The sequence below is a fragment of the Oligoflexus sp. genome (assembly GCF_035712445.1).
Classification (GTDB): Bacteria; Bdellovibrionota_B; Oligoflexia; order Oligoflexales; family Oligoflexaceae; genus Oligoflexus.
In genome coordinates, this window is record NZ_DASTAT010000053.1 from 40,413 (window position 1) to 59,469 (window position 19,057).

21 protein-coding genes are annotated in these 19,057 nt (G+C 55.2%); 14 read left to right on the forward strand and 7 right to left on the reverse strand.

Features of this window, described 5'->3' with window-relative positions:
- Positions 1 to 20: 20 nt before the first annotated feature.
- The 6 genes from VFO10_RS10445 to VFO10_RS10470 all read left to right on the forward strand — a co-directional run bounded on the left by VFO10_RS10445 (position 21) and on the right by VFO10_RS10470 (position 5,516).
- Positions 21 to 1,025: a hypothetical protein gene (locus VFO10_RS10445; protein ID WP_325139763.1), complete on the forward strand. Its 1,005-nt coding sequence runs from the start codon at positions 21 to 23 to the stop codon at positions 1,023 to 1,025.
- A gap of 184 nt (positions 1,026 to 1,209) precedes the next feature.
- Complete coding sequence (locus VFO10_RS10450; protein WP_325139766.1) at positions 1,210 to 2,511, forward strand: hypothetical protein; 1,302 nt, start codon at positions 1,210 to 1,212, stop codon at positions 2,509 to 2,511.
- Positions 2,512 to 2,542: 31 nt separating this feature from the next.
- Positions 2,543 to 3,289, forward strand: coding sequence for a hypothetical protein (locus VFO10_RS10455; protein WP_325139768.1), 747 nt, complete (start codon positions 2,543 to 2,545; stop codon positions 3,287 to 3,289).
- A gap of 59 nt (positions 3,290 to 3,348) precedes the next feature.
- Positions 3,349 to 4,089, forward strand: a complete 741-nt coding sequence (locus VFO10_RS10460; protein ID WP_325139771.1) for a Bd3614 family nucleic acid deaminase — start codon at positions 3,349 to 3,351, stop codon at positions 4,087 to 4,089.
- Between the two features lie 78 nt (positions 4,090 to 4,167).
- Positions 4,168 to 4,647: a hypothetical protein gene (locus tag VFO10_RS10465; protein WP_325139773.1), complete on the forward strand. Its 480-nt coding sequence runs from the start codon at positions 4,168 to 4,170 to the stop codon at positions 4,645 to 4,647.
- Positions 4,647 to 5,516 (forward strand): TIGR04222 domain-containing membrane protein, encoded by an 870-nt coding sequence (locus VFO10_RS10470; RefSeq protein WP_325139774.1) that lies wholly within the window; start codon positions 4,647 to 4,649, stop codon positions 5,514 to 5,516. Before VFO10_RS10465 ends, VFO10_RS10470 begins: the two co-directional genes overlap by 1 nt.
- Here the strand turns inward: VFO10_RS10470 and VFO10_RS10475 are convergent.
- Complete coding sequence (locus VFO10_RS10475) at positions 5,445 to 6,350, reverse strand: metallophosphoesterase (RefSeq protein WP_325139776.1); 906 nt, start codon at positions 6,348 to 6,350, stop codon at positions 5,445 to 5,447. The genes VFO10_RS10470 and VFO10_RS10475 overlap by 72 nt on opposite strands.
- Positions 6,351 to 6,508: 158 nt before the next feature.
- On the opposite strand from VFO10_RS10475, the gene VFO10_RS10480 reads away from it, so the two are divergent.
- The gene (locus VFO10_RS10480; protein ID WP_325139778.1) at positions 6,509 to 7,195 is read left to right on the forward strand and encodes a glutathione S-transferase N-terminal domain-containing protein; all 687 of its coding nucleotides are present in this window, start codon (positions 6,509 to 6,511) and stop codon (positions 7,193 to 7,195) included.
- Here VFO10_RS10480 and VFO10_RS10485 read toward each other — a convergent pair.
- Positions 7,192 to 7,932, reverse strand: coding sequence for a hypothetical protein (locus tag VFO10_RS10485; protein WP_325139780.1), 741 nt, complete (start codon positions 7,930 to 7,932; stop codon positions 7,192 to 7,194). The two genes, VFO10_RS10480 and VFO10_RS10485, sit on opposite strands and share 4 nt — an antisense overlap.
- 100 nt (positions 7,933 to 8,032) lie before the next feature.
- On the opposite strand from VFO10_RS10485, the gene VFO10_RS10490 reads away from it, so the two are divergent.
- The 3 genes from VFO10_RS10490 to VFO10_RS10500 all read left to right on the forward strand — a co-directional run bounded on the left by VFO10_RS10490 (position 8,033) and on the right by VFO10_RS10500 (position 11,501).
- Positions 8,033 to 8,668: a hypothetical protein gene (locus tag VFO10_RS10490; RefSeq protein ID WP_325139782.1), complete on the forward strand. Its 636-nt coding sequence runs from the start codon at positions 8,033 to 8,035 to the stop codon at positions 8,666 to 8,668.
- Between the two features lie 187 nt (positions 8,669 to 8,855).
- Entirely contained in the window at positions 8,856 to 9,482 is a 627-nt protein-coding gene (locus tag VFO10_RS10495; RefSeq protein ID WP_325139784.1) for a hypothetical protein, read from the forward strand.
- A 54-nt stretch (positions 9,483 to 9,536) separates the two neighbouring features.
- On the forward strand, positions 9,537 to 11,501 hold the full coding sequence (locus VFO10_RS10500; RefSeq protein WP_325139786.1) for a 7TM diverse intracellular signaling domain-containing protein: 1,965 nt from the start codon (positions 9,537 to 9,539) through the stop codon (positions 11,499 to 11,501).
- On the opposite strand, the gene VFO10_RS10505 is transcribed toward VFO10_RS10500, so the two are convergent.
- Genes VFO10_RS10505 through VFO10_RS10520 form a run of 4 tightly spaced genes read right to left on the reverse strand, consistent with a single transcriptional unit; the run spans position 11,498 to position 14,023 of the window.
- On the reverse strand, positions 11,498 to 12,145 hold the full coding sequence (locus tag VFO10_RS10505; protein WP_325139788.1) for a DUF6748 domain-containing protein: 648 nt from the start codon (positions 12,143 to 12,145) through the stop codon (positions 11,498 to 11,500). The genes VFO10_RS10500 and VFO10_RS10505 overlap by 4 nt on opposite strands.
- A gap of 23 nt (positions 12,146 to 12,168) precedes the next feature.
- Positions 12,169 to 12,756 (reverse strand): hypothetical protein, encoded by a 588-nt coding sequence (locus tag VFO10_RS10510; protein ID WP_325139790.1) that lies wholly within the window; start codon positions 12,754 to 12,756, stop codon positions 12,169 to 12,171.
- Positions 12,757 to 12,790: 34 nt separating this feature from the next.
- Positions 12,791 to 13,357 carry a hypothetical protein gene (locus VFO10_RS10515; protein ID WP_325139791.1) on the reverse strand — a complete coding sequence of 189 codons (567 nt, stop codon included), beginning with the start codon at positions 13,355 to 13,357 and terminating at the stop codon, positions 12,791 to 12,793.
- Positions 13,358 to 13,369: 12 nt separating this feature from the next.
- On the reverse strand, positions 13,370 to 14,023 hold the full coding sequence (locus VFO10_RS10520; protein WP_325139793.1) for a hypothetical protein: 654 nt from the start codon (positions 14,021 to 14,023) through the stop codon (positions 13,370 to 13,372).
- Positions 14,024 to 14,266: 243 nt separating this feature from the next.
- On the opposite strand from VFO10_RS10520, the gene VFO10_RS10525 reads away from it, so the two are divergent.
- Positions 14,267 to 14,698, forward strand: a complete 432-nt coding sequence (locus tag VFO10_RS10525; protein WP_325139795.1) for a DUF2721 domain-containing protein — start codon at positions 14,267 to 14,269, stop codon at positions 14,696 to 14,698.
- On the opposite strand, the gene VFO10_RS10530 is transcribed toward VFO10_RS10525, so the two are convergent.
- On the reverse strand, positions 14,658 to 15,128 hold the full coding sequence (locus VFO10_RS10530; RefSeq protein WP_325139797.1) for a hypothetical protein: 471 nt from the start codon (positions 15,126 to 15,128) through the stop codon (positions 14,658 to 14,660). The two genes, VFO10_RS10525 and VFO10_RS10530, sit on opposite strands and share 41 nt — an antisense overlap.
- Positions 15,129 to 15,328: 200 nt before the next feature.
- Between VFO10_RS10530 and VFO10_RS10535 the strand changes: the two genes are divergently transcribed.
- The 3 genes from VFO10_RS10535 to VFO10_RS10545 all read left to right on the forward strand — a co-directional run bounded on the left by VFO10_RS10535 (position 15,329) and on the right by VFO10_RS10545 (position 19,011).
- Positions 15,329 to 16,936 (forward strand): DUF1588 domain-containing protein, encoded by a 1,608-nt coding sequence (locus tag VFO10_RS10535; RefSeq protein WP_325139799.1) that lies wholly within the window; start codon positions 15,329 to 15,331, stop codon positions 16,934 to 16,936.
- A gap of 19 nt (positions 16,937 to 16,955) precedes the next feature.
- On the forward strand, positions 16,956 to 18,413 hold the full coding sequence (locus VFO10_RS10540) for a DUF1552 domain-containing protein (RefSeq protein ID WP_325139801.1): 1,458 nt from the start codon (positions 16,956 to 16,958) through the stop codon (positions 18,411 to 18,413).
- 166 nt (positions 18,414 to 18,579) lie between these two features.
- Positions 18,580 to 19,011: a hypothetical protein gene (locus tag VFO10_RS10545; RefSeq protein ID WP_325139802.1), complete on the forward strand. Its 432-nt coding sequence runs from the start codon at positions 18,580 to 18,582 to the stop codon at positions 19,009 to 19,011.
- Positions 19,012 to 19,057 lie beyond the last annotated feature (46 nt).

A 19,057-nucleotide genomic window follows, 5' to 3' on the forward strand; every position in this document is an offset into this window, starting at 1 on the left:
TGACAAGGAGATGCTCTTTCATGGTCACAACCCGTTTGATTTCCGTTCTATCCTTCAGTGGTATCCTGGGTGCAGCCGCCGCATCCGCAGCGCCCTATCCTTATCCCTTTGAATCGTGCCGGCCTTCGAAGACAGGCAAAGGGCACGTTTGCGTGCAGAATTATATAGCGGGCGCGGTATCCGGCGGTCAGGAATTCGTCGATTACGGCCAGTGCGAAGTGGTCCGGGAGCAAAGGCCCTATTGGTTCGTGCCGCCCAAGGGCGGTGATGATCCCAATGATCCGAGGCTTCAGGATCCGGTCTTTAAAAAGGAATACAGCTGGGTCGTGGCGCAGATTCGTTCGGTCGGCTGCTCCTGCTGCCACACGGCCAAATCCGGGGTGAAATCGACCAAGTGGGATCTCGATTCTCCCGGAGTTTTCGCCGATCAGCTCTCGGCCTTCGGCCTCGCCGTTTTCACCGGCGAAAACGTGGATTTTCACCGACTCGCCCGTTTCGATCCCAAGGATAACTATGGTTTCGATCAGTCGAAAACCGCCGTGCCGACCCAGGATCCCGAGCGTTTTAAAGCCTTTTTCATGGCGGAAGCGACGCGTCGCGGGATCACAGCGGATGAGCTGCGCGCGCAGAGACGTTTTCCCGGCGGGATTTTTGATGTCGTGAAGGATCAACCCACGACGGCCTGCGAACCCGGACTGGGCGTGCATGCGGACGGCAGCGTGCATTGGGGGCAGGCTGCGGCGCGTTACGTCTATATCATGAAGAAGGGAACCGAAAATCCTTTGGGACCACCTTCGCTGCATCGTCCGGAAGGCACAATCTGGAGCCTTCGCATGATTTCCGCGGCCGAGCCTTTGGTTTCGGGAATCCCTTACGGCACAAGGCCGATGGGGGGGCGGCAGGAAGTTCCTGCCCTGGATCAAAAGCCCGAGCCTTTGAAACAAGGCGAAACCTATAAGCTCTTCGTCGCCAAGGACATGCTGCAGACTGCCGTGAATTGCGAATTCGTCTTCAACGCGGACTGAAAATGTTCTGCGGATGAGCGAACAGGAGCAGGGCTTTCAGGCCCCTCCTGTTTTTTTTCGCCGATTTTCCATGCTTTTTTCCTGTGCAAATTTCGCCGCGCATTCCACACTGACAAATTAATCTTTTTCGTTTAACATTGCCTTAGCAGTAATATTTACCAGCGGAATAAAGGGGCCATCCACGATGCGCTTTGCCCTCGGCTTCGTTTTGTTCGCGGCGATGACGGGTTCCTGCTCGGAAAAAAACGGTCTTTTGGATCAGTCGAAGACCATCGAGGATCTCGGCTCCATGGCCGAGCCTGACCCTTCCTCGATGCTTCCCACCCGCATGGAAGGTCAGCCTCTCAGTTATGGTGGCAAAAGCTCTTTGACGGCCGGTGAGCATCACAACTGTGTGGTGGCTGATGGCGCTGTTTACTGCTGGGGCTATGGGCTTGCCGGGCAGCTGGGGCAGGGGGACATGCAAAACGGGGCGAAACCGCTCATGATCGAAGCCCTGGGCCAGGATAATCAGTCCGTCTTCACAGGCGATCTGCATAGCTGCGCGATCAAGCAAAGCGGAGCCGTTTACTGCTGGGGTTATAATCAAACGGGAGCCGTCGGCAACGGTCGTTCGGGACGGGAATTCACTTTCAGCGGCCAGGCCAAGCTTTATAACGTGACGACACCCACCCGCGTTTTGGGTTTGGATGCTGTGAAGATCGTTCAGATTGCAGCGACCAAGATCACCAGCTGCGCGCTGGCCGATCAGGGTGATGTCTACTGCTGGGGCACAGGCGCGAACTATGAACTGGGTGATGGAGAGAAAGATGATGCAGCGACCCGCGTCGCCCATCATATCGGAGTGGCCCAGAAAGTAAGCGTCCTCGAAGAACCCGCGAAGGAAATCCATGCGGGCGATCGTGCGTTCTGCGCTGTCACATTCAGCGATAAAATCAAATGCTGGGGCACACTCAGTCTGCCCACGGAAAGAGCCTATCCCTGGGTCGATCTGAGCGCAGCGCAAGTCCCCATGAGTCTCGCGATGGCCGATCAGCATTCCTGCTTTGTCACCGCGAGCCAGCAGCTCTATTGCCGCGGGGATAACTGGTATCAGCAGACCGGCCTTGCGACCGTCGCCAATGTCTGGACCCCTGTGAGCGGCGAATCCTTCATCAAAATCGCGACGGCGCGGAAGACCACCTGCGGCATTACTCCGAATCGCCGGGTGCGCTGCTGGGGCGTTTGTCTGCATGGACTCTGCGGACCGCATTTCACGGCCAAGCTGATTTCCCCGACGCAGGCCCAGAATGTGTTTGCCTATACCACGCAAAGGTCCATCGAAATCGAGGGCCTGACGGGGGCCATGGAAATCGCGGTCGGTGCCCGTCATGCCTGTGCGCTTTTGGAAAGCGGCCAGATCAAATGCTGGGGCAATGGCTTTCTCGGTGAACTGGGTGATGGTGAAGGCCAGAGTTCAGCTGAACCCGTCGACGTTGCCTTTTAAAAATTCCCTAACCTCAAGCAGGACGTGACTGATGAATGCAGGACGATTCTTGGGACTGAGCCTTATGATCGCAAGCCTAGGCGCGCCGAAACTTTTCGCGGCGCAGGATCCTGCCGCCTGCGGCAAAGCCTGGTGGTGCCAGCCAGCGGTCACCCAGGAAAAACTGGATAAGGCCATGATCGCACTCAATGCCTGGGCCGCGGAAGAAGCGCGCAATCCCGTTTATTATGCTGCCGATCTTCAGCCCATGCCCATGGATGAAACGCTCAAGGCCTTCGATAAAAATAGCTACAACAACATCTATGGCTATGGCCCCCTCCACTGGCTTCTGAAAAAATCCGCGAAGTTCGTGAATATCCTTTTTCCAGGCTATTTCGTGACTGTTTTACGGGTGAACAGCAATCACCCCTATTCGAATCCGTCGGGCGCCCCTGATGCGCACAGCAATGGTCTGGATGTGGACATGGGCTATATTCTGAAAGATCCCAATAACGAATCCTCACCGATCGATTACGAAGCCCAGTTTTGGTTTGTGTACATGCTCTATACTGAAGCCAAACTCGTCAGCTCGCATCGTTACTCCGGCTTCAGCTATATCCACGAAATGGAATCCTACCTGGATAGCGCGATCACGCGGGCCCTGGTGCCGAAGTCCTTCCGCTTCAGCGGGATCACCGACCCCTGGGAATTCAGCCACGTCTCCCATTTTCACTTTGGCATCAATCCCTGCAGCAAGCCCGTAACCCGCACCAGCAGCGGCCCACGCTGCATGCCCTGATGTTTTTGCGTCATAAATGCCGGTAGCTGAAACCGGCGTTTTCTGCTTTATTCAGGGCCATGAGCGATTTTCCGAGCCTCCTCGCATCCCCCAAGACTTTTCACTGGACTCTGCCGCCCCGCGTCAGCTTTGATTATTTTGCCTTTCAGGAGCAGGGGGCTGGTGCTCTTTTGCTGATCGGCATGCATCTGACCGACAGCATGCCCTGGCTCTGCGCGCGCCATCCTCTGTGGTTTTCGTCCGCACCGGGTTTTATAGATCAGGAATCCAAGCGTATTTTAGGCAAACGTTTTCGCTCGCATCCTGATGAAAGTCCCAGGCCCATGGAAGTCATCGACCCGATTGCGCGCGTCCTCACGACGCTTGATGACGCCGGGCATGCTTTTGACAAGGTTCCCCGGCATCCGGAATTGCCTAAAATACCGGGCAAACTGCAGCCCCGCAAGCTCACGGCCGCGGCCAAGGTCGTCATTGCAGGCGAACAACATAGGTTTCATTCCCGCAATTTTTCCGAGCTGGGTCAATGCCTGCATGCGGAGCTGACCCTGATATTCGGCCTCGGCCGTTATCTGAGTGAGCGGCCGCAGCCCCCGGATCGCCTGCAAAGTTTTGAACTCGAAACGACGCTTAAGCCCTGTAAAATGTGTGCTGCATTCTTGCATGCGCTCAGGCGGAAGTGCGCTGCGTTTCAGGTGAAGTACCACGAGGACGACCCCGGCCGTCTGGCGGCCGATACCCTTCTGGATCGCTTTGGCTATGAAGGACCCGGCCTGGAAGATAAAGCCATAATGGCTTTATGAAAAATTTTGGAGGGCTGCAAGCTTTGGCCGGCAAACGCGTCTTATCCTCGTGAACTCTGACTGCAAACAGGAGTTGATTTGAATCCGCTCTGGCAGAGAATTGAAGCGCATCCTCTGCAATCGCCCCAGGCCCTTGATTTTCATAAACGCCTTTGCCGGGAACAACGCTGGTCCCTTGCCTATGGTGAACGCGTGATCCTCGAATACAAGCGTTTCGTCTTCCTTTCCTGCATCCAGGATCGAAGCCTCACACCCAGCGTGGATGTGGACGAGGCCTGGCATCTTCATCTGACCTATACCGAAGACTACTGGAACGTCTTTTGCCCCAAGGTTCTTGGACGGCCCTTGCACCATCGGCCCACCAGTGGATCGGCAGCCGATGGCCGACGTTTTCGTGAGCAATATGCGGCGACCCTCCAGATCTATGCCGACTGGTTTGGGCCGCCTGATCCCAACATCTGGCCCGGCTCGCAGGAGCGTTTTTTTCAGCCCGGCCGATTTCAACGAATCAATCGCCAATGCTATTGGGTGATTCGTAAACCCTGGAAAGGATTTTGATGACTTTGAATCCGTATGAACTCAATGGAACCCACTTTCTCCTCTTCTATGCCGTGACTCTCGCCCTTGTTTCCGCTCTGGTTTGGCCCCGCCGTCCACCCGCCTCGGGCCAGCCAAGGGTCAGCCCCGAAAGGCTGCGACTGGAGCATTGGGCGATCCTTGCCGGAGGGCTGCCGCGTGCCGCCCAGGCTGTCTTTGCCCGCGCGCTTCAGGATGGAATCATTCTTTGGAATGAGAACGAGCTGCGCTATGAACCCAAAAGCCCGGAGTCCACTGACCCTCTCTCGGGTCTTTTCGCGAGCCGGCCTCGTCCTGCTTTCGCTTTGAAGCAGCTTGAAAATTCCCTGACTTCGTATGAAAGCGATCTGCAAAAATGGGGTCTCTTGCAAACGCGTGACGCCGCATCTTTTCAACCGACCGTCATCAGCCTGGGCTATGGATTTGTCCTGCTGCTGGGCCTTGTCCGTATTTTTCAGGGTCTGATCAACCATCGACCCATAGGTTTTCTCGTCCTGCTTATGATTCCTGCCGGCATTCTTTGGTACAAGGCCATCCAACGCTGTCAGCGAAAAACCAGGGAAGGCCTTCAGCTGCTCCAGGATTATGCGGTGAAATATGATCACATTCGCCGTGCGCCGCCGGAAAGCGAACAGCCGCTTGCCGTGGCCCTTGGGGGGATCGCGGCGCTGAATGGCAGCGCCTATGGTCATGTGATCTGGGCTTTGGAACCGGAAAAAAAGCGGCTGGAATCGAGCGACGGTGGTTGGATCGCCAGCGATAGCTCCGGCTCTGCAGGATCAGGAGACGCGGGCGACGGTGGTGGTTCCGGCTGCGGCGGCTCGGGCTGCGGGGGCTGCGGGGGCGATTGAGGCCAGTGGAATCGCTTGCGCCTTGCTCGTCTTGTTCTTCCAGATTTCCTGCCCGTGCCGATCGACGAAGACCAGCTTCGCTTCGGATGCATCCAGACTGAGCTCCACAAAACCAATGTCGTTGGTGCGGAAGAGGCACTCCTGATCGCTGGGCATCACATGCTCGCGAATTTCCGATCCATGGCCGACGATCGCAAACTGCATGCCCTTCCACGGCGCGAAAATTTCAGCGTGATGCTCATGCCCGGCAAAGATGAAGTCCACCGGATAGCGTTCCAATAAAGGAAGAAACACGGCCTTCATCTCCTCATGATCACCCCTGAGACCTGTCGACCAAAGGTGATAGTGAAAGCATACAACTTTCCAATCGCTGGTCTCTTCCGCCAGCTCCGCTTCCAAAAACTGGAGCGCCTCCGCAGGTTGGGGAAATTCACTGCCAGCCGCGGTGACATTCAGCACAATAATTTTCACAAACCTGTCGCGGATGACATAGTTTGCGGCAGGCAGCACCCAACCGCCTTGACCGCGAGCCAGCGCATTCACCCGCTGACTATACTGAAGCTGTTCGCTGATGCGATCCTCGTCCATATCGTGATTGCCGGGCGTTTGAAAGAACGGCACACCGGCCTGAATCAATTCCGCAAAAGGCTCTTCAAAAATACGCTGCATCAGCTCCGGGGTCGTTGGGTCGTATTGATTGTCGCCGGTCGATAGCGCAAAGCGAAAGGGATTCAAAGCATGCCGTCGCGCCATGATGCGACCCAGGGCAAACTGTTCGGAATTGCCACGGCCGGCATCTCCATAAATGGCAATATGAGTCAGGGCATTCTGCATGCGATTCTTCCTTGGTGGGTGAGTAAAAACTTTACTGCGTCGGGGATGATGTTCGCAACGGAAAAGCCATGCGAAAACACCGGCCCCATGCTGCCTCTATTGTCAGCCTGGACCAATCCTGCGATAGTCGTCGGAACGTGCACACGTGGAGGACGATCATGACAGGAACCAGCAGCAAATGGCCGATTCAGCATCCCGACCGCATTCAGCTCTATGGACTGCCGACGCCGAATGGGCAGAAGGTCAGTATCGCTTTGGAAGAGCTGGAAATTCCCTATGAAGCGCATCGGGTTGATATCAGCAAGGGCGATCAGTTTTTACCTGAATATATCCGCCTCAGCCCCAACTCCAAGATTCCGGCGATCGTCGATCCCAAGGGGCCCGATGGCCGCCCGCTGACTCTCATGGAATCGGGTGCCATCCTTCTTTATCTTTCTGAGAAGGCCGGACGCCTGATGCCGACCCGGGCCCATGAGCGATTTGAAGCCCTGCAGTGGCTCTTCTTCCAGGTCGGACATATCGGTCCGATGTTTGGGCAGTTCGGGCACTTTTTTGTGTATGCGAAGGAGCAGTGCGATCATCCCTATCCGGTGGAACGCTATAGAAAGGAAACGCGGCGTCTTTTGAAGGTGCTCGACGATCGCCTCGCCGAGGTTCCCTACATCGCCGGTTCGGACTTCACCATCGTGGATATTGCTCACTACCCCTGGGTGGATTGTCTGGATGCTTTTTACAAAGCGGCCGACGCCCTTCAGCTCGCGGAGTTTACGCGGGTGAAAGACTGGCTCAATCGCTGCAAAAGTCGCCCCGCCTATGCCCGCGGAGCGCAGGTCTGCGAGGCTTAAGTCGCTGTGCAGTTTTCAAATTCCAGACGGACGCTCGCCCGTTTGGGAGCTTGAAAACTCGCCGACACCTGGCTCGCCTTGTTGGTCTTCTTCGCATACATGGTAAAGTCGTAGAAGAGCACCTGATCGGTCCCGCAGCTGGATTTTCCATCGCTGCGGACTGCAGTCAGATCCTTGGCCAGGTTCACATCAACGACAGTCTTCTTGATTTCAGTCTGTTCGTCATAGTCAAGTTTCCGCTCATCACTGCCGAACTGTCCAAAGCGCAGCTCATTAAAAACCATCAGGCTCGCGCCCTTGTCTTTTTGCAGCTCCAGCTTCACATTCCCCTCGATTTTCTTGACCCTGCGTCCCGGTTGACCACGGATGGCAAAGCGCAGCGCGCATTCCGAGTAAAACTCCAGCGCATTGTCCTTGTCCACCTGCTTGCCACTCTTCAGGCTGTAATCGGGGAAGACGAGGTCAAAGGTCAGATTCGGAGTCTTCACGGCATTTTTCGGATGGATATTGAAGATCACATTCCTATCCTTGCTCGCCATCTCTTCCACGGAACGGCATCCTGATCCGAAGGCGGCCCACTTCACAACGGCCACCTGAGATTCGTTACCACCATTCGATAGCATGATCGGATTCAACGTCTGTCCCGCGTTGGGCTCTGCAGGTGCGGAAGCCGAAATGTTCGCGGTGGCCAGAAGACTCCAAAGCAGGGAGCGAACGGTACAGTTCATTCGTATCATCGGAATCCCTCACTTAGTAAAATCGCTTGTAAAATAATCCAATGGCACCAAAGTTGAAACACATAATTCCGATCAGTTTCCTTATGAAGAAAGGTTCTCCATGAAACAGCTGATAAAAGATCTCAGAATCATATCGGTGCTGTCCTGCATGAGCTTCGGCGCTCCAGCCTGGAGCCAGACCGTGGAGTGGATGAATGGGAGTGTGCAGGGTAATGGATGTAGAACAGACGACACGGGCATCTTCATCTTCGGTGATGAGATATCCTACGTATTTTCCAGCCTGGGTATCAATTTGAGTGATGCCGGCGGTGGCCCCAAGGCCATGAATAAATTCTGCAACGTGTCTGCTGATGCACGCGTGGATCAGGGGAATTATGTGACGGATTTTCAGCAGGTCCTGACCTACGGCGGCATCAAAACGCAATGGGGCAGCCAGGCTTCGATCATGTCTTTCGCGCAATTTTATGGGCATCAGATCAAGCCCTTCAAGGTTATGCTCCGCAATGGAATGGAGTTCAACCGGCCTCTTGTGAGCGAAACCCTGAGTGATAAGGAAACGTCCGTCGCCAAAGCGAATTGGTGGTGTAAACCCAACCGTAATCCGAAAGGACATTTGAAAGGAAGGATAGCGGTGAACGGTCAGCTGGTGAGTGGGGGAGAAGGCAGCGTGGCCCTGAGCGCGCAAACTTTCGATATCAAATATGCGGCTTCGATTCGTTGGGCCCCATGTCCTTGACGCGAAGCTTCGCATTAAAATGCAGGTAAATTTCCGCATGCGGCGGAGCTGAAGAATTCATTGACAGAAAAAAGTTTCAGTCATAGGGTTTCCTCATGAGAAGATCGTCATTCCAGAATGCATTGAGTCTAATATTAAAGGCGCTGCTTTCCAGCAAAGCTTTAATCTTATGAAAGGACTCATTATCATGAAAAAACTCATCTGTGGACCTATGCTCGTCGGTGGACTTCTGGCTCTCTCCCAGCTGGGATATGGCGACACTGTGAAGTGGACTCCGACGACGCCGGCCGGGAGTGGTTGCAACTCCAGCAACACTCAAGTGTTTGTGTTCGGTGATACGGTAAGCTGGGTGTTTGACAGTCTGGGAGTCGATCTTACTGCTGGCTTCCCTCCCGGATCGTCCAACAAATACTGTGCGATCCGCGCAGGGGCTGAAGTCGCCCAAGGTATTTACCTGGCTGAGCTGAAGCAATCTCTGACCTTCGGCGGCATCAAGTCGAAAGACGGCAGCCGCGGGGCGATCACGACCAACAGCACCTTCTTCGGTTACAGCGTCTCGCCCTTCCAGATCACTCTGCCTGAAGGCATGGACTTTAACCAGGCTTTGGTGACCCGGGACCGCGTGGATAACTTCGCGGTGATCGCACCACCCAATTACTGGTGTAATCCCAACCGCAATCCTCGTGGCCTCTTCACCTCGCGCATTGCTGTGAACGGTCAGGTGACCCGTCCAGGCGCCAGCATCAGCATCAGCGCCCAGCAGTTTGATGTGAAGTTCGAAGCCACCTTCGGCTGGAGACCATGCGGCGTCTAACGCCGGCAATATCTGCCTCTCGCGGCATCGACCCCAAAGGCCGATGCGGCAGATATGGTGAAGTCTCTCTTTATTCTTATCCTCCTTGGGTTCTGGCGAACAGCTCTCGCCAGTCCCGGGCCTATTTTTGAAATCCAGGACACCATGGACGGGCCGGCCTTGGGCCCGTTTGTGGAGTACCTGGTGGATGCCCAAAGGCAGTATGATGCGTCCAGCATAAGCGCAGCGCCCGATGCTGCCTGGCGGAGGCTCGCTCAACCCTTTCGTAATTTCGGGCACCTTCATGCCCCGCTCTGGCTCCGCTTCCAGGTGCTGAATCCGAGTGATCACGCCCGGACCGTTTACTTTGAAAATAATTATGCCCTGACTGATCGCATCACCCTCATCGCCGCGGAAAGCGCAGGCGGATGGATGCAGACTCTGGGGGATAAGGTCCCCCGTGCCGACCGCAACCTCCGCTATCGCCATCCTGTCTTCAGCAGCAACCTTCCGCCTGGCGTGCATCTCTTCCATATAAAAATGGAGACCACCGAACTCGTCAGCGTGGCTTTCAAGGTCTGGGACCCCACCTCGTTCAATAGCATGATGAACCTCGAATCCCTTTTGATCGGACTTTTGTTTGGCATCACGGTGGCCTTGCTTTGCTATAACCTGATCCTCTTTTTGTCGACCCGCATTGCTCTTCTCGCGCCCTATTGCTTCTATGTCTTCTTCTTTATCCTGACAGAATTTTGTCTGATCGGTATCTCGCAGCTGGTGATTACCGATCCAGCGCTCAGCCGTTGGCTGGCGAACGCGGGATTCCGCCTTTTTCTGACGCTTGGTATCCTGGCGGCGCTGACGTTCATGCGAATGTTTCTCAATCTCAGGGCTCACGGACCACGTCTTGATAAAGTCACGAAGGGTCTCAAGATCGCGCTTGCCTTCCTCCTCGTCTATCACCTTGCAGGGGGAGCGGAAGCCAATCTGCTTATATCGGCGGCTCTTGCGCTCTGCTCCCTTCATTTTATCGTCTGCACTGTTCTGGTCGTGCGCGACGGCTATAAGCCGGCACGCATCCTGCTTCTGGCCTGGATGCTGATCATCAGCGGTTCGGGTGTCGCGAGTCTTGCCGATCTTGGTTTGCTCGATCTTGATATGGGCCGAACCCTGACGCTGCATTTTGCGGCCGGCTGTGTGGAAATGATACTGCTCTCACTGGCCATCGGCGAATGGTGGCGCGAGGAGAGGCAGCGGCGCCGTCAGGAAGCGACCCAGGCGGAAGCGGTTCGGGTGGCGATTCAGGCTCGGCAGGATCATGCCTTCGATCAGCTGAAAAAAATCATCTATCCCCATCAGCTGGAGCAGATCATGGATGGGGAGCAGCTGGAAAAGACCATGCCCGTAGGCAAGGGCACGGCCGCGGTCATTGCCTTTGATATCGTGTCGAGCTCCCAGGCTGATCACGACACGATGCAGGAATTTTTACGTCAGCTCTTCGCCCAATGCCACGCGAGCATGATGAAGGGCTATCAGCCGCATACTCTGGAGGCGCCTGCGTACCGTATCAAGGAAACCGGCGACGGCTTTCTCTGTTCAGTCGGCTATCCCTTCCATACAGCGGGCGGTCAATCCGTTTCCGAGGTCGCGGTGGGCCTGGCTCAGGAATTCGTGCGGATTTTCCATAAGGTCCTGGCGGGCTTTCCCGACCTGCGACGCTTAACATGCTGCTGCGGTATTGCTTTGGATCGCGTGGAAAGTTTCTTTCCCAAGGAAGGTGTTCAGGTCTATGACCTTTATGGTCGAGCCATCGTCCTGGCCACCCGCTATGAAGCCCTGCGGAAGGAAATCAGGGTCTTCACCACCGAGGCCAGCACCATCATCCTCCAGGAACGCGTTCATCAGAGCCTTTCGGAGCCCATGCGTTCCCGCTTTGAACTGATGAATCTGCAGGCGCTCGGGGTCAAGGTGCGGGACGATAGCGAGGCCACGACCTGCTTCGTTCAAATCATCCCGACACCGGATGAAGCCGCGGCCTAGTCAAGGCTGATCGCTTCATAGAGAGCGACGACGCGATAGATGGTTTCATAGCCACCCGGATACTTCACCGTGCCCTTCACAAAAGTTCCCGCTTCAATAACGTCAGGTGATAAGGCCATCTTCTGGAGCATGGCTGTCGTCAGCGAGGCTTCAAAACCAACAAATTCAAAGCGATCAAATTCCCGAATCACGTCCTGATTCAATCTCTGGGCCAGAATATTGGGACAGGGCGCGACCAAACAGTTATGCGGGGGCACGCGAGGCCTGCTGATCGAAAACGCCAGAGCGGGGGACGCAGGGGGTGAAACTTTCGTCTGATAAAGAGCCGTGATCTGAAGCTTCGATGTATGAAACTGGGGCTCAGGAGGTGTCAGCTGACCCTGCACGAGAAGCCGCGGCAGATCCTGATCATCGGGAAAAGGCGCGTCTTCCCCCCCATTCGGAAAACTGAGGCCGCTGACATAAAGAGTCTGCCCGGTTCCATTCACAGGCGTGAACCAATAGCCGCCGCAGAGGGGGCTCGGGCATTTTCGAATATCCCGCTCCAATGTTCCATAAAGATCCTTGCTGATGGGATGGGCCCCCAAGGCGCTCAGTGTACTGAAAAGAAAAATTGCGATGGAAAATCCAAGATTGCGAAGCATGGTGTCCTCCGGTTGAAAGTCTATTAAAAGTTACAGACCTGGTTATAGGATTCCTGGAAGAAAGAGCTGACCGTAGGGCCATAGACCGCCTTCATTGCATTCCAGCAGGCATCACGCGCGGCCTGGGGATTGCTGCTCGCCCCACAGACAAAGGCATCGAGACGGGCAAAGGTCCGCTGCCCCACCGGGCGCGCTGCGGCGGGGCCCAGATCCCGTTCCAGCTGCTTGACCGTGCCACCGACGAGCCGTCCCAAATACTCAGGCTTCAGACAATTGAATTCCGCCACGCCCTGGCTGGCGCAGCCCTGGAATTTTTCGCGAATGACGTCGATCAGCGAGGCATAAAAGCTGCTGTGCGCACAGGCCTTATGCTCCCCCGATTCCATCACGTTCAAGAGAAAGCGCTCGTTCAAATCGCTGAGTTTGGTGAGGACCCACTCCTGGCGCGACGCATCGCAGCGAATACCATCCAGCGCCGCACGTCCGAACTGATTGGCCTGATTGAAAGCATAATTTTCCGCATCCTTGCAGCTGGCGAAAAGCCCCTGAGCCGAGGCCGCAGGGGCCATTGAAACAATGGCCATCAAAAGTCCACTCATGAGAAGCTTCATCGGGATGTTTCCTTGTGCAGTAAGGGTTGCATCATTAGGGGCCGGAAAGACTGCAGAAGCGATCCCGGCTCCTGATAAAATTGGGATCATTCAGAAAGGAGGCACAGATCTGACCCGCTTCCTGATTGAAATAGGCCTGGCAGTTGCCTCCGAACTGAACATCGCAGCTGTTTTGCAAGGCGACGTCCAGATCCGTGGGATCATCCCAGGTGCCGAAGTCCAGAGCCATATCGCAGAAAAACCGTGCTCCCAATACGCCGATCAACCGGCCGTTATAAAGGCAGCCGCGACTGCAGAGCTGATTCATATTCTTGAATTTGCGAAAGATCCCGAAGGCCAGTCCCGCTTTTTTGCAGCGGTCGCGCTCTTTGGTCTTCAAGGCCTTTTCTATACTCTTTTCCAACTTTTTGATAACTTTTTCATGATTCGCGCAGTCTTCCAAAAGACTCGATCCCACCTTCCCGATGATGTCCTCACCCTCCTGGGCCGCCTCCTCAAAGGTGCGCGCCTGGATGCCCTCCTGACAGGAAAAGCTGAAGGCAGGAAGACTCTGATGCAGCATGATCAGAATAATGACCCAGGAGAATGAGTGTATTCGCATAAGGTTTTTCCTTTAGAGAACGGCTGACTTCAAATAAAAGGGCGGTGGCAATTCACAGGAAAGGCCGCGGGTCCGAAGGTAAGCGGAATCCTGCGCGAAATCAATATAGGGCTTACATGAAAGCGTGGTGATGGGTTGCACGAATTGATCCGCCTCGACATTGAATCTGATGTCGCACGATGTGGTGAAGGAATAATCACAGCTTGTGAATACGTTCCGAGGAACCCAGTTCGGATCAGCGGGATAGCCATCAAAAGTAATGGCGAAGTCGCAGTAGAATTTCGCCGAAAGTTCGCCGATGAGTTCTCCGTTGAAGGTGCACTCGAAGTCGCACTTGCTGTTGATGGCGAGCAGGGCCTCATAAGTTCCGTAAGCCAAACCCGAATGCCGACAGGCGACAAAGTCGGTGGCGTTGGCCGGCAGAGTCAGGCGCTGGATATTGGTCGTGACATCGCTCGCGAACTGATCATTGCGCTGGCAGCGCTGCAGATCATCCGTCCCCAGTTTCAGGAAGAGTTGATTGATAAGGTTTTTGCCTTGATTGTAGCCTTGATCGAAGGACTGCTTATTGAATCCCGTGGTGCAGGCCGCAGGACGATCGACCGCCAGAAGGGGGAAAGCCATCGTCATGGGAAGGATGAACAGCGCGCGATGAAATCTGAGCATACAGTATTCTCCTTGTTTGCGAGGCATGAGTTTCAAAAGTCTGACATGCAGCGTCCCGGTGCCAAGGGCAAGTCAGCATCCCAAAGTCGCCTTTAAAACAAGAATCTCTTCTGGACTTTCCGCATGCGGCTATCCCCCAGAAAATTCTCGGAATTGCAGTGGGGACTGGCATTTTCCTGCTATCAGTGCTTATGTGCAGCTGTCCCTGAAGCGATCTCATCCATTCATTAGCCGAGCTTATTCATGAGTCTCAATGTTTCTACTCCGGCCCTGCTCTTCCCCGCCATCTCGCTTCTGATGCTGGCGTATACCAATCGTTTCCTGGCTATTGCGAGCCTGATTCGTTCGCTGCACGGTGTCTGGAAATCCACCCAGGAAGACCATCTTCTGCTTCAGATTCAGAATCTGCGTCGCCGGGTGCGATTGATTCGGGATATGCAGGCCCTGGGCGTGACAGCGATCAGCTCCTGCGTCGGATCCATGCTGATGCTGTTTTTGGAGTGGGAAAACTGGGGTGCCGGGCTGTTTTTTCTGAGCCTCTGTCTGATGCTGGCGTCCCTGGTTCTTTCCATGCTGGAGATTTTTCTTTCGGTCGGCGCTTTGAATGTGGTTCTGCAGGATCTGCAGTCGAATGTCAGGAAGGGGCGTTTGAATCCGCGTCCGGAGAATCCGTAGGCTTCGGCATGGATTGAAAGAGTTCATCGACAAAACCCGTCAGAAGGCCGAGTGCTTTCTGAGCATTCTTCAGCTCGACCTTGAGCCTTTGAATCTCGACCTTTTCCGGTTCCTTGTCATCGAAGGTTTCGCCGGGCTCTTTTCGATAAGCCGCGATCTCCTTTTTCAGATTCTTGATATCTTCATTCCGGGCGCGCAGCATAAGCCCCAGCCATTCGATCTCATCCCTCAGGGTGCCGATCTCATCTTCCAGCTTCAGATCCAAAGGACTCCGGCTACTGATACAGCCGGATGCGAAGGATTCCAGCCACGAAGACAAGGACCCGCCCGCCAGACGCGAGGCCATGCGAAGAGACGAGAGCGCCAGCTCCGGATTGGGGCTTTCGGCCAGCTTCAGAGTCTCGATGATTTTCAGCGCCGTCTTGTCCATTGGGCTTCCATGACCATACAAAGATTTAAGGAGAAAGATGATAGCCGGCCGGGAAGCTGACGTGCAAGCGAAGATGAAAAGTTTTGTAAGTATCTGAAATAATAGCATTCTATTTGGGCGTCTGCCAATTCATACAGCCAAGGCTAAATTCGCCCCCAGTTTAGCCGATGCCTGCTTATAAACTGCGCACAGAGAAACCCATGGCATCAAAGTTCAAACTTGGCTTTTTCGCATGCTGGCTGACAGCCTGCGTCGGTGAGGAAGTCTCGGTCCGCCATATGCAGGGAAAAACCGCGAACGCTCCGGCGACTCCGGCTGCAGCCGAGGCGTCAGCTGAACCCACAAGTTTTCAGCCCACCCAGTTCGATCTGCGGCCGCTGTCGAAAATGGAAATCCAGAATTCCCTGCAGGATGTGCTTTTGCTTCCCGCACCGCCTGAGCTTGATGGTTTCGTGGAGCAGTCCAGCAAATCCCAGATCTTTCGCAATTCCTATGGAATTTTGAATGATTCATCGAGCCTCGCAGGACTGAGCCGTGACATCAGCGCTCTGATGGATGGCATGGACTGGTCCCTCGTTTCAAAAACTCTTCTGCAGTGTGATGCCCTCGTGTCTCCCGACTGCCGCGCGCGTCTTGTGCTGCGTATCGCCGCTCATGCCTGGCGCCGGCCTTTGGAGCCCAAGGAGAGTCAGCTGCTCGACACCCAGGCGCGGGCGATTTCGAAACTCGATGCCACAGTTGAGATGCCGGCCTTTTCCCAGCTCATGAGCCAGATCTTTTTTGATCCTCGTTTTCTTTTCCGCAGTGAAATCGGCGAGGATGAAAAATCCCTCGCATCACCTTATACTCTGGCATCCTGGGAAAAACTTTCGTCGATTGCCTATAATTTGAAGCACCGTCCGCCGACCTTTGAGCAGATCCAAGCCCTGGCGGATTTTGAAAATGATCCGGCGCGTTTCCCGCAACTGATCGACGAGATCATTCAATCCCCGGCCCTTGCCGATTCCCTTGCGACCATGATCAGCCAGTGGCTTATGTATTATGGGCTGGAAAGCATGGATATCCAAGGCGATCCCAGCTGGTCACGGCAGAAAGCCAAGGATCAGATGGATGCCGCGCATCAGTTCGTCAAAGATACTCTGCTACGCGAGGGAACCCTGCGGGCTCTTTTCTCAAAACCCAATCCTGACAATGATGGCTATGGAATTTTCTCCAGCAAGGCCTTCCTCACGTCCACGAGCAAAAACGGTCAGGGCTCGATGATCCTGCGGGGCGTCCGCATCATCCGCAATGCCCTTTGCCAGGGCATGGGCGTTCCGCCGGGAACCTTGGAAGCCGCCGCCCCCAAGGAGCTTTCGCCTTTGGATCCCAACTACGATATCAAACTCACTCTGATGCATGGGGCCCGACCCGAATGCGCCGCCTGCCATCGACTCATTGATCCAGCCGGCCTTGCCCTTCATACCTTTGATGGCTTTGGCGCCAACACCAATTCCCTGGTCGACTTCAATGCGCTCAGCATTCCTTCCCAGGTTAAAGTCGGGCTGGGTGGCGAATGGGATATCATTTCCACGGTTTCAGCCAAGGACTTTGCGGAAAGCATGGTCCAGTCGACCACGTTCGCCCGCTGTTTTTCGCGCAATGCTCTGCGTTATGTCCTGGGTCGCGATTTGAACGCTGGGGAACTCGTGACCGCCGATCAGCTGGCGGATAAGCATCTGGGAAAAGACGCGCGTAGCAAGGAAAGCCTCACGAATTACTTCCGGGATATCATGACCACCGAATCGCTTTATATGCGCACCCGTTGATCGGTGCAGGGGAAGCTTTATGAAACACCGTGATTTTCGCCTCTCGCGCCGCTCCATCTTGAAAAGCATCGGAGGACTTGCGATTTCCATGCCTCTGGCGCGAAGCCTCGCCATGGCTCAGAGCGAAACCGCCACAGGTCCGATCAAACGCGTGGTCTTCATCTGCGGTGAATCGGGAGGCTCCAGTCTCTGGTGGCGTCCACGCGGTGGGGAAACCGACTTCAGCATGGAATTCGATGGGGCTGTTCTGAAACCTTTGGCTCCTCTTCGCTCGAAACTTTTAATCCTGAATGGTGTCGGCAACTATGCGGCCGCCTTCGGTGTCGAAAATCACGAGGCGCGATCCACGACATTCACCGCCTGGGCCAATTCCAAACCGGGTGAACCCAACTTTGCCCGCGGTCCTTCGGTGGATCGGGCGATCATACGCGAGCTGCAGGAAACAAGGCCGCTTTACGCGATGATCGGTGGCGACGGTGGTCCGGGAAGTGAATACTATTATGCGGGACCGGGTTATCCCATCAGTGCAGTGGGAACGCCGGGCCGTATCTTCGATGCGCTGTTCGGTGATTACGCGCCGCCGACGCAGGATACCTCGCTCCTGGCTCTGCAGGAATACCGAAGGTCCCTCGTTCAGCAGCAGATCGCCGATGCCAAACTCCTGCGGCAAAGGCTGGGGGCTGATGCCCAGATGCGACTCGATCAGTATCTGATGACCCTGGAAGGGCAGCTCGATGCTTTGGCTGTGAAACCGATCGTGACGCTGCCGATTCCTGTTCCCACCCGCCCGCTGGGTCTGCCTGACTATAAAAAGCATATCGCGATCGAAGGGCCTTACGATCATTATACGAAGGACCTGGATCTGATCGCGGATGGACTCATCCTGGGTCTGACGCAGGTCGCCTGTCTTAAAATCCATCATGGTAATGTCGAGGATGGTTTTGTCGGCAAGCCGGTCGATACCTACGATAATCGCGGCGGCCGCATCGGTTCGATGACCATCATGGATTATCATCAGCATGTGGCCCATGCGCAGCTGGTCGGGGATCAGTACGCGGGACTTGCCCCGCAGCTTATGGTGCGCGATTGTCAGACCGTGGTGGCCAAGGCTGTCGCCCGTTTTCTTTTGCGCCTGGATGCCACGCGGGAAGCGGATGGTTCCACTGTTCTGGATAACACCCTCGTGGTTTGGACAACGCAGCTCGCGGACCAGGCCTCGCACTTCAGTGGTCGGCTTCCTTATGTTTTGGCCGGCGGTCTTGGGGAAAAGATGGGAACCTTCAAGATGGGCCGCTTCGTGGATTACGCGCCCGGTGGGATTCAGGAGATCACGCAGCTTCGTGCGGAGAACTGTCCGGTGGCCCATCATCGCCTGCTCAACAGCATTCAGAAAACCTTCGGGGTGCAGCAGGACGTCTTCGGCGAAAACTTGAACCAGGAACGCTGCATGGGTTATCTGCCCCGGGCGACGGGCTGAATCCAGGCGTTTCTGACGCATTGACGGACCTTGCGCCCGTCCTCTCCTTCTCACATCAAATCACGTCAGCACCCAACAGTTGCTGGAAGTGGATCTTCGGCGGGCGATCGCCTAGTTTCGGACCTGCCTGATAGGGCAACTCATCTCGAAATAAAAGGATAGCCTTATGAAAACACGTCTTTCCATGATCGCCGCCGCCGTCTCCTTGTTCTTCGCTGCAAACGCCGCCATGGCCCTCACCATCGCCCCCACCTTCTTCAAGGTCAAAGGCGACGACGCCAAGGTCATGATCACCGCTCTGGAAAATTCCGGTCTGCAGGAACAATCCTCGATCGAATCGTCCTTCTTTCAGGCCGATGAAGCTTTCTGTGAAAACTCGACCCGCCTGAAGACTTGTCAGTTCTCGGTTGGCGGCGGGCTGTTCGTGGCGACGGATGTGGATGATACCGATGCGTTCATCAAAGTCCTGCGGAAAAACGCGGCTCTGTCACGCGCAGTGGAAGGCGGTCGCCGCTGGGAACTCCGCAACCTGGAATGCTCGACCCGCTTTGACCTTGTGAAGAGACAACTCGTGAGCACCTGTACGTTCGAACAATAATCCCGGCTTCAAAACTCCAAAGCGAATCGGAAGGAGTCAAGGCTCC

Excerpts from the sequence above, each read along its gene's own strand:
- VFO10_RS10500 (WP_325139786.1), top strand. The coding sequence starts at position 9,537 with ATGGTGAAGTCTCTCTTTATTCTTATCCTCCTTGGGTTCTGGCGAACA.
- VFO10_RS10470 (WP_325139774.1), top strand. The coding sequence starts at position 4,647 with ATGACTTTGAATCCGTATGAACTCAATGGAACCCACTTTCTCCTCTTC.
- VFO10_RS10485 (WP_325139780.1), bottom strand. The coding sequence starts at position 7,932 with ATGATACGAATGAACTGTACCGTTCGCTCCCTGCTTTGGAGTCTTCTG.
- VFO10_RS10505 (WP_325139788.1), bottom strand. The coding sequence starts at position 12,145 with ATGCTTCGCAATCTTGGATTTTCCATCGCAATTTTTCTTTTCAGTACA.
- VFO10_RS10455 (WP_325139768.1), top strand. The coding sequence starts at position 2,543 with ATGAATGCAGGACGATTCTTGGGACTGAGCCTTATGATCGCAAGCCTA.
- VFO10_RS10475 (WP_325139776.1), bottom strand. The coding sequence starts at position 6,350 with ATGCAGAATGCCCTGACTCATATTGCCATTTATGGAGATGCCGGCCGT.
- VFO10_RS10520 (WP_325139793.1), bottom strand. The coding sequence starts at position 14,023 with ATGCTCAGATTTCATCGCGCGCTGTTCATCCTTCCCATGACGATGGCT.
- VFO10_RS10445 (WP_325139763.1), top strand. The coding sequence starts at position 21 with ATGGTCACAACCCGTTTGATTTCCGTTCTATCCTTCAGTGGTATCCTG.
- VFO10_RS10490 (WP_325139782.1), top strand. The coding sequence starts at position 8,033 with ATGAAACAGCTGATAAAAGATCTCAGAATCATATCGGTGCTGTCCTGC.
- VFO10_RS10510 (WP_325139790.1), bottom strand. The coding sequence starts at position 12,756 with ATGAAGCTTCTCATGAGTGGACTTTTGATGGCCATTGTTTCAATGGCC.
- VFO10_RS10460 (WP_325139771.1), top strand. The coding sequence starts at position 3,349 with ATGAGCGATTTTCCGAGCCTCCTCGCATCCCCCAAGACTTTTCACTGG.
- VFO10_RS10540 (WP_325139801.1), top strand. The coding sequence starts at position 16,956 with ATGAAACACCGTGATTTTCGCCTCTCGCGCCGCTCCATCTTGAAAAGC.
- VFO10_RS10450 (WP_325139766.1), top strand. The coding sequence starts at position 1,210 with ATGCGCTTTGCCCTCGGCTTCGTTTTGTTCGCGGCGATGACGGGTTCC.
- VFO10_RS10480 (WP_325139778.1), top strand. The coding sequence starts at position 6,509 with ATGACAGGAACCAGCAGCAAATGGCCGATTCAGCATCCCGACCGCATT.
- VFO10_RS10535 (WP_325139799.1), top strand. The coding sequence starts at position 15,329 with ATGGCATCAAAGTTCAAACTTGGCTTTTTCGCATGCTGGCTGACAGCC.
- VFO10_RS10530 (WP_325139797.1), bottom strand. The coding sequence starts at position 15,128 with ATGGACAAGACGGCGCTGAAAATCATCGAGACTCTGAAGCTGGCCGAA.
- VFO10_RS10525 (WP_325139795.1), top strand. The coding sequence starts at position 14,267 with ATGAGTCTCAATGTTTCTACTCCGGCCCTGCTCTTCCCCGCCATCTCG.
- VFO10_RS10545 (WP_325139802.1), top strand. The coding sequence starts at position 18,580 with ATGAAAACACGTCTTTCCATGATCGCCGCCGCCGTCTCCTTGTTCTTC.
- VFO10_RS10515 (WP_325139791.1), bottom strand. The coding sequence starts at position 13,357 with ATGCGAATACACTCATTCTCCTGGGTCATTATTCTGATCATGCTGCAT.
- VFO10_RS10495 (WP_325139784.1), top strand. The coding sequence starts at position 8,856 with ATGAAAAAACTCATCTGTGGACCTATGCTCGTCGGTGGACTTCTGGCT.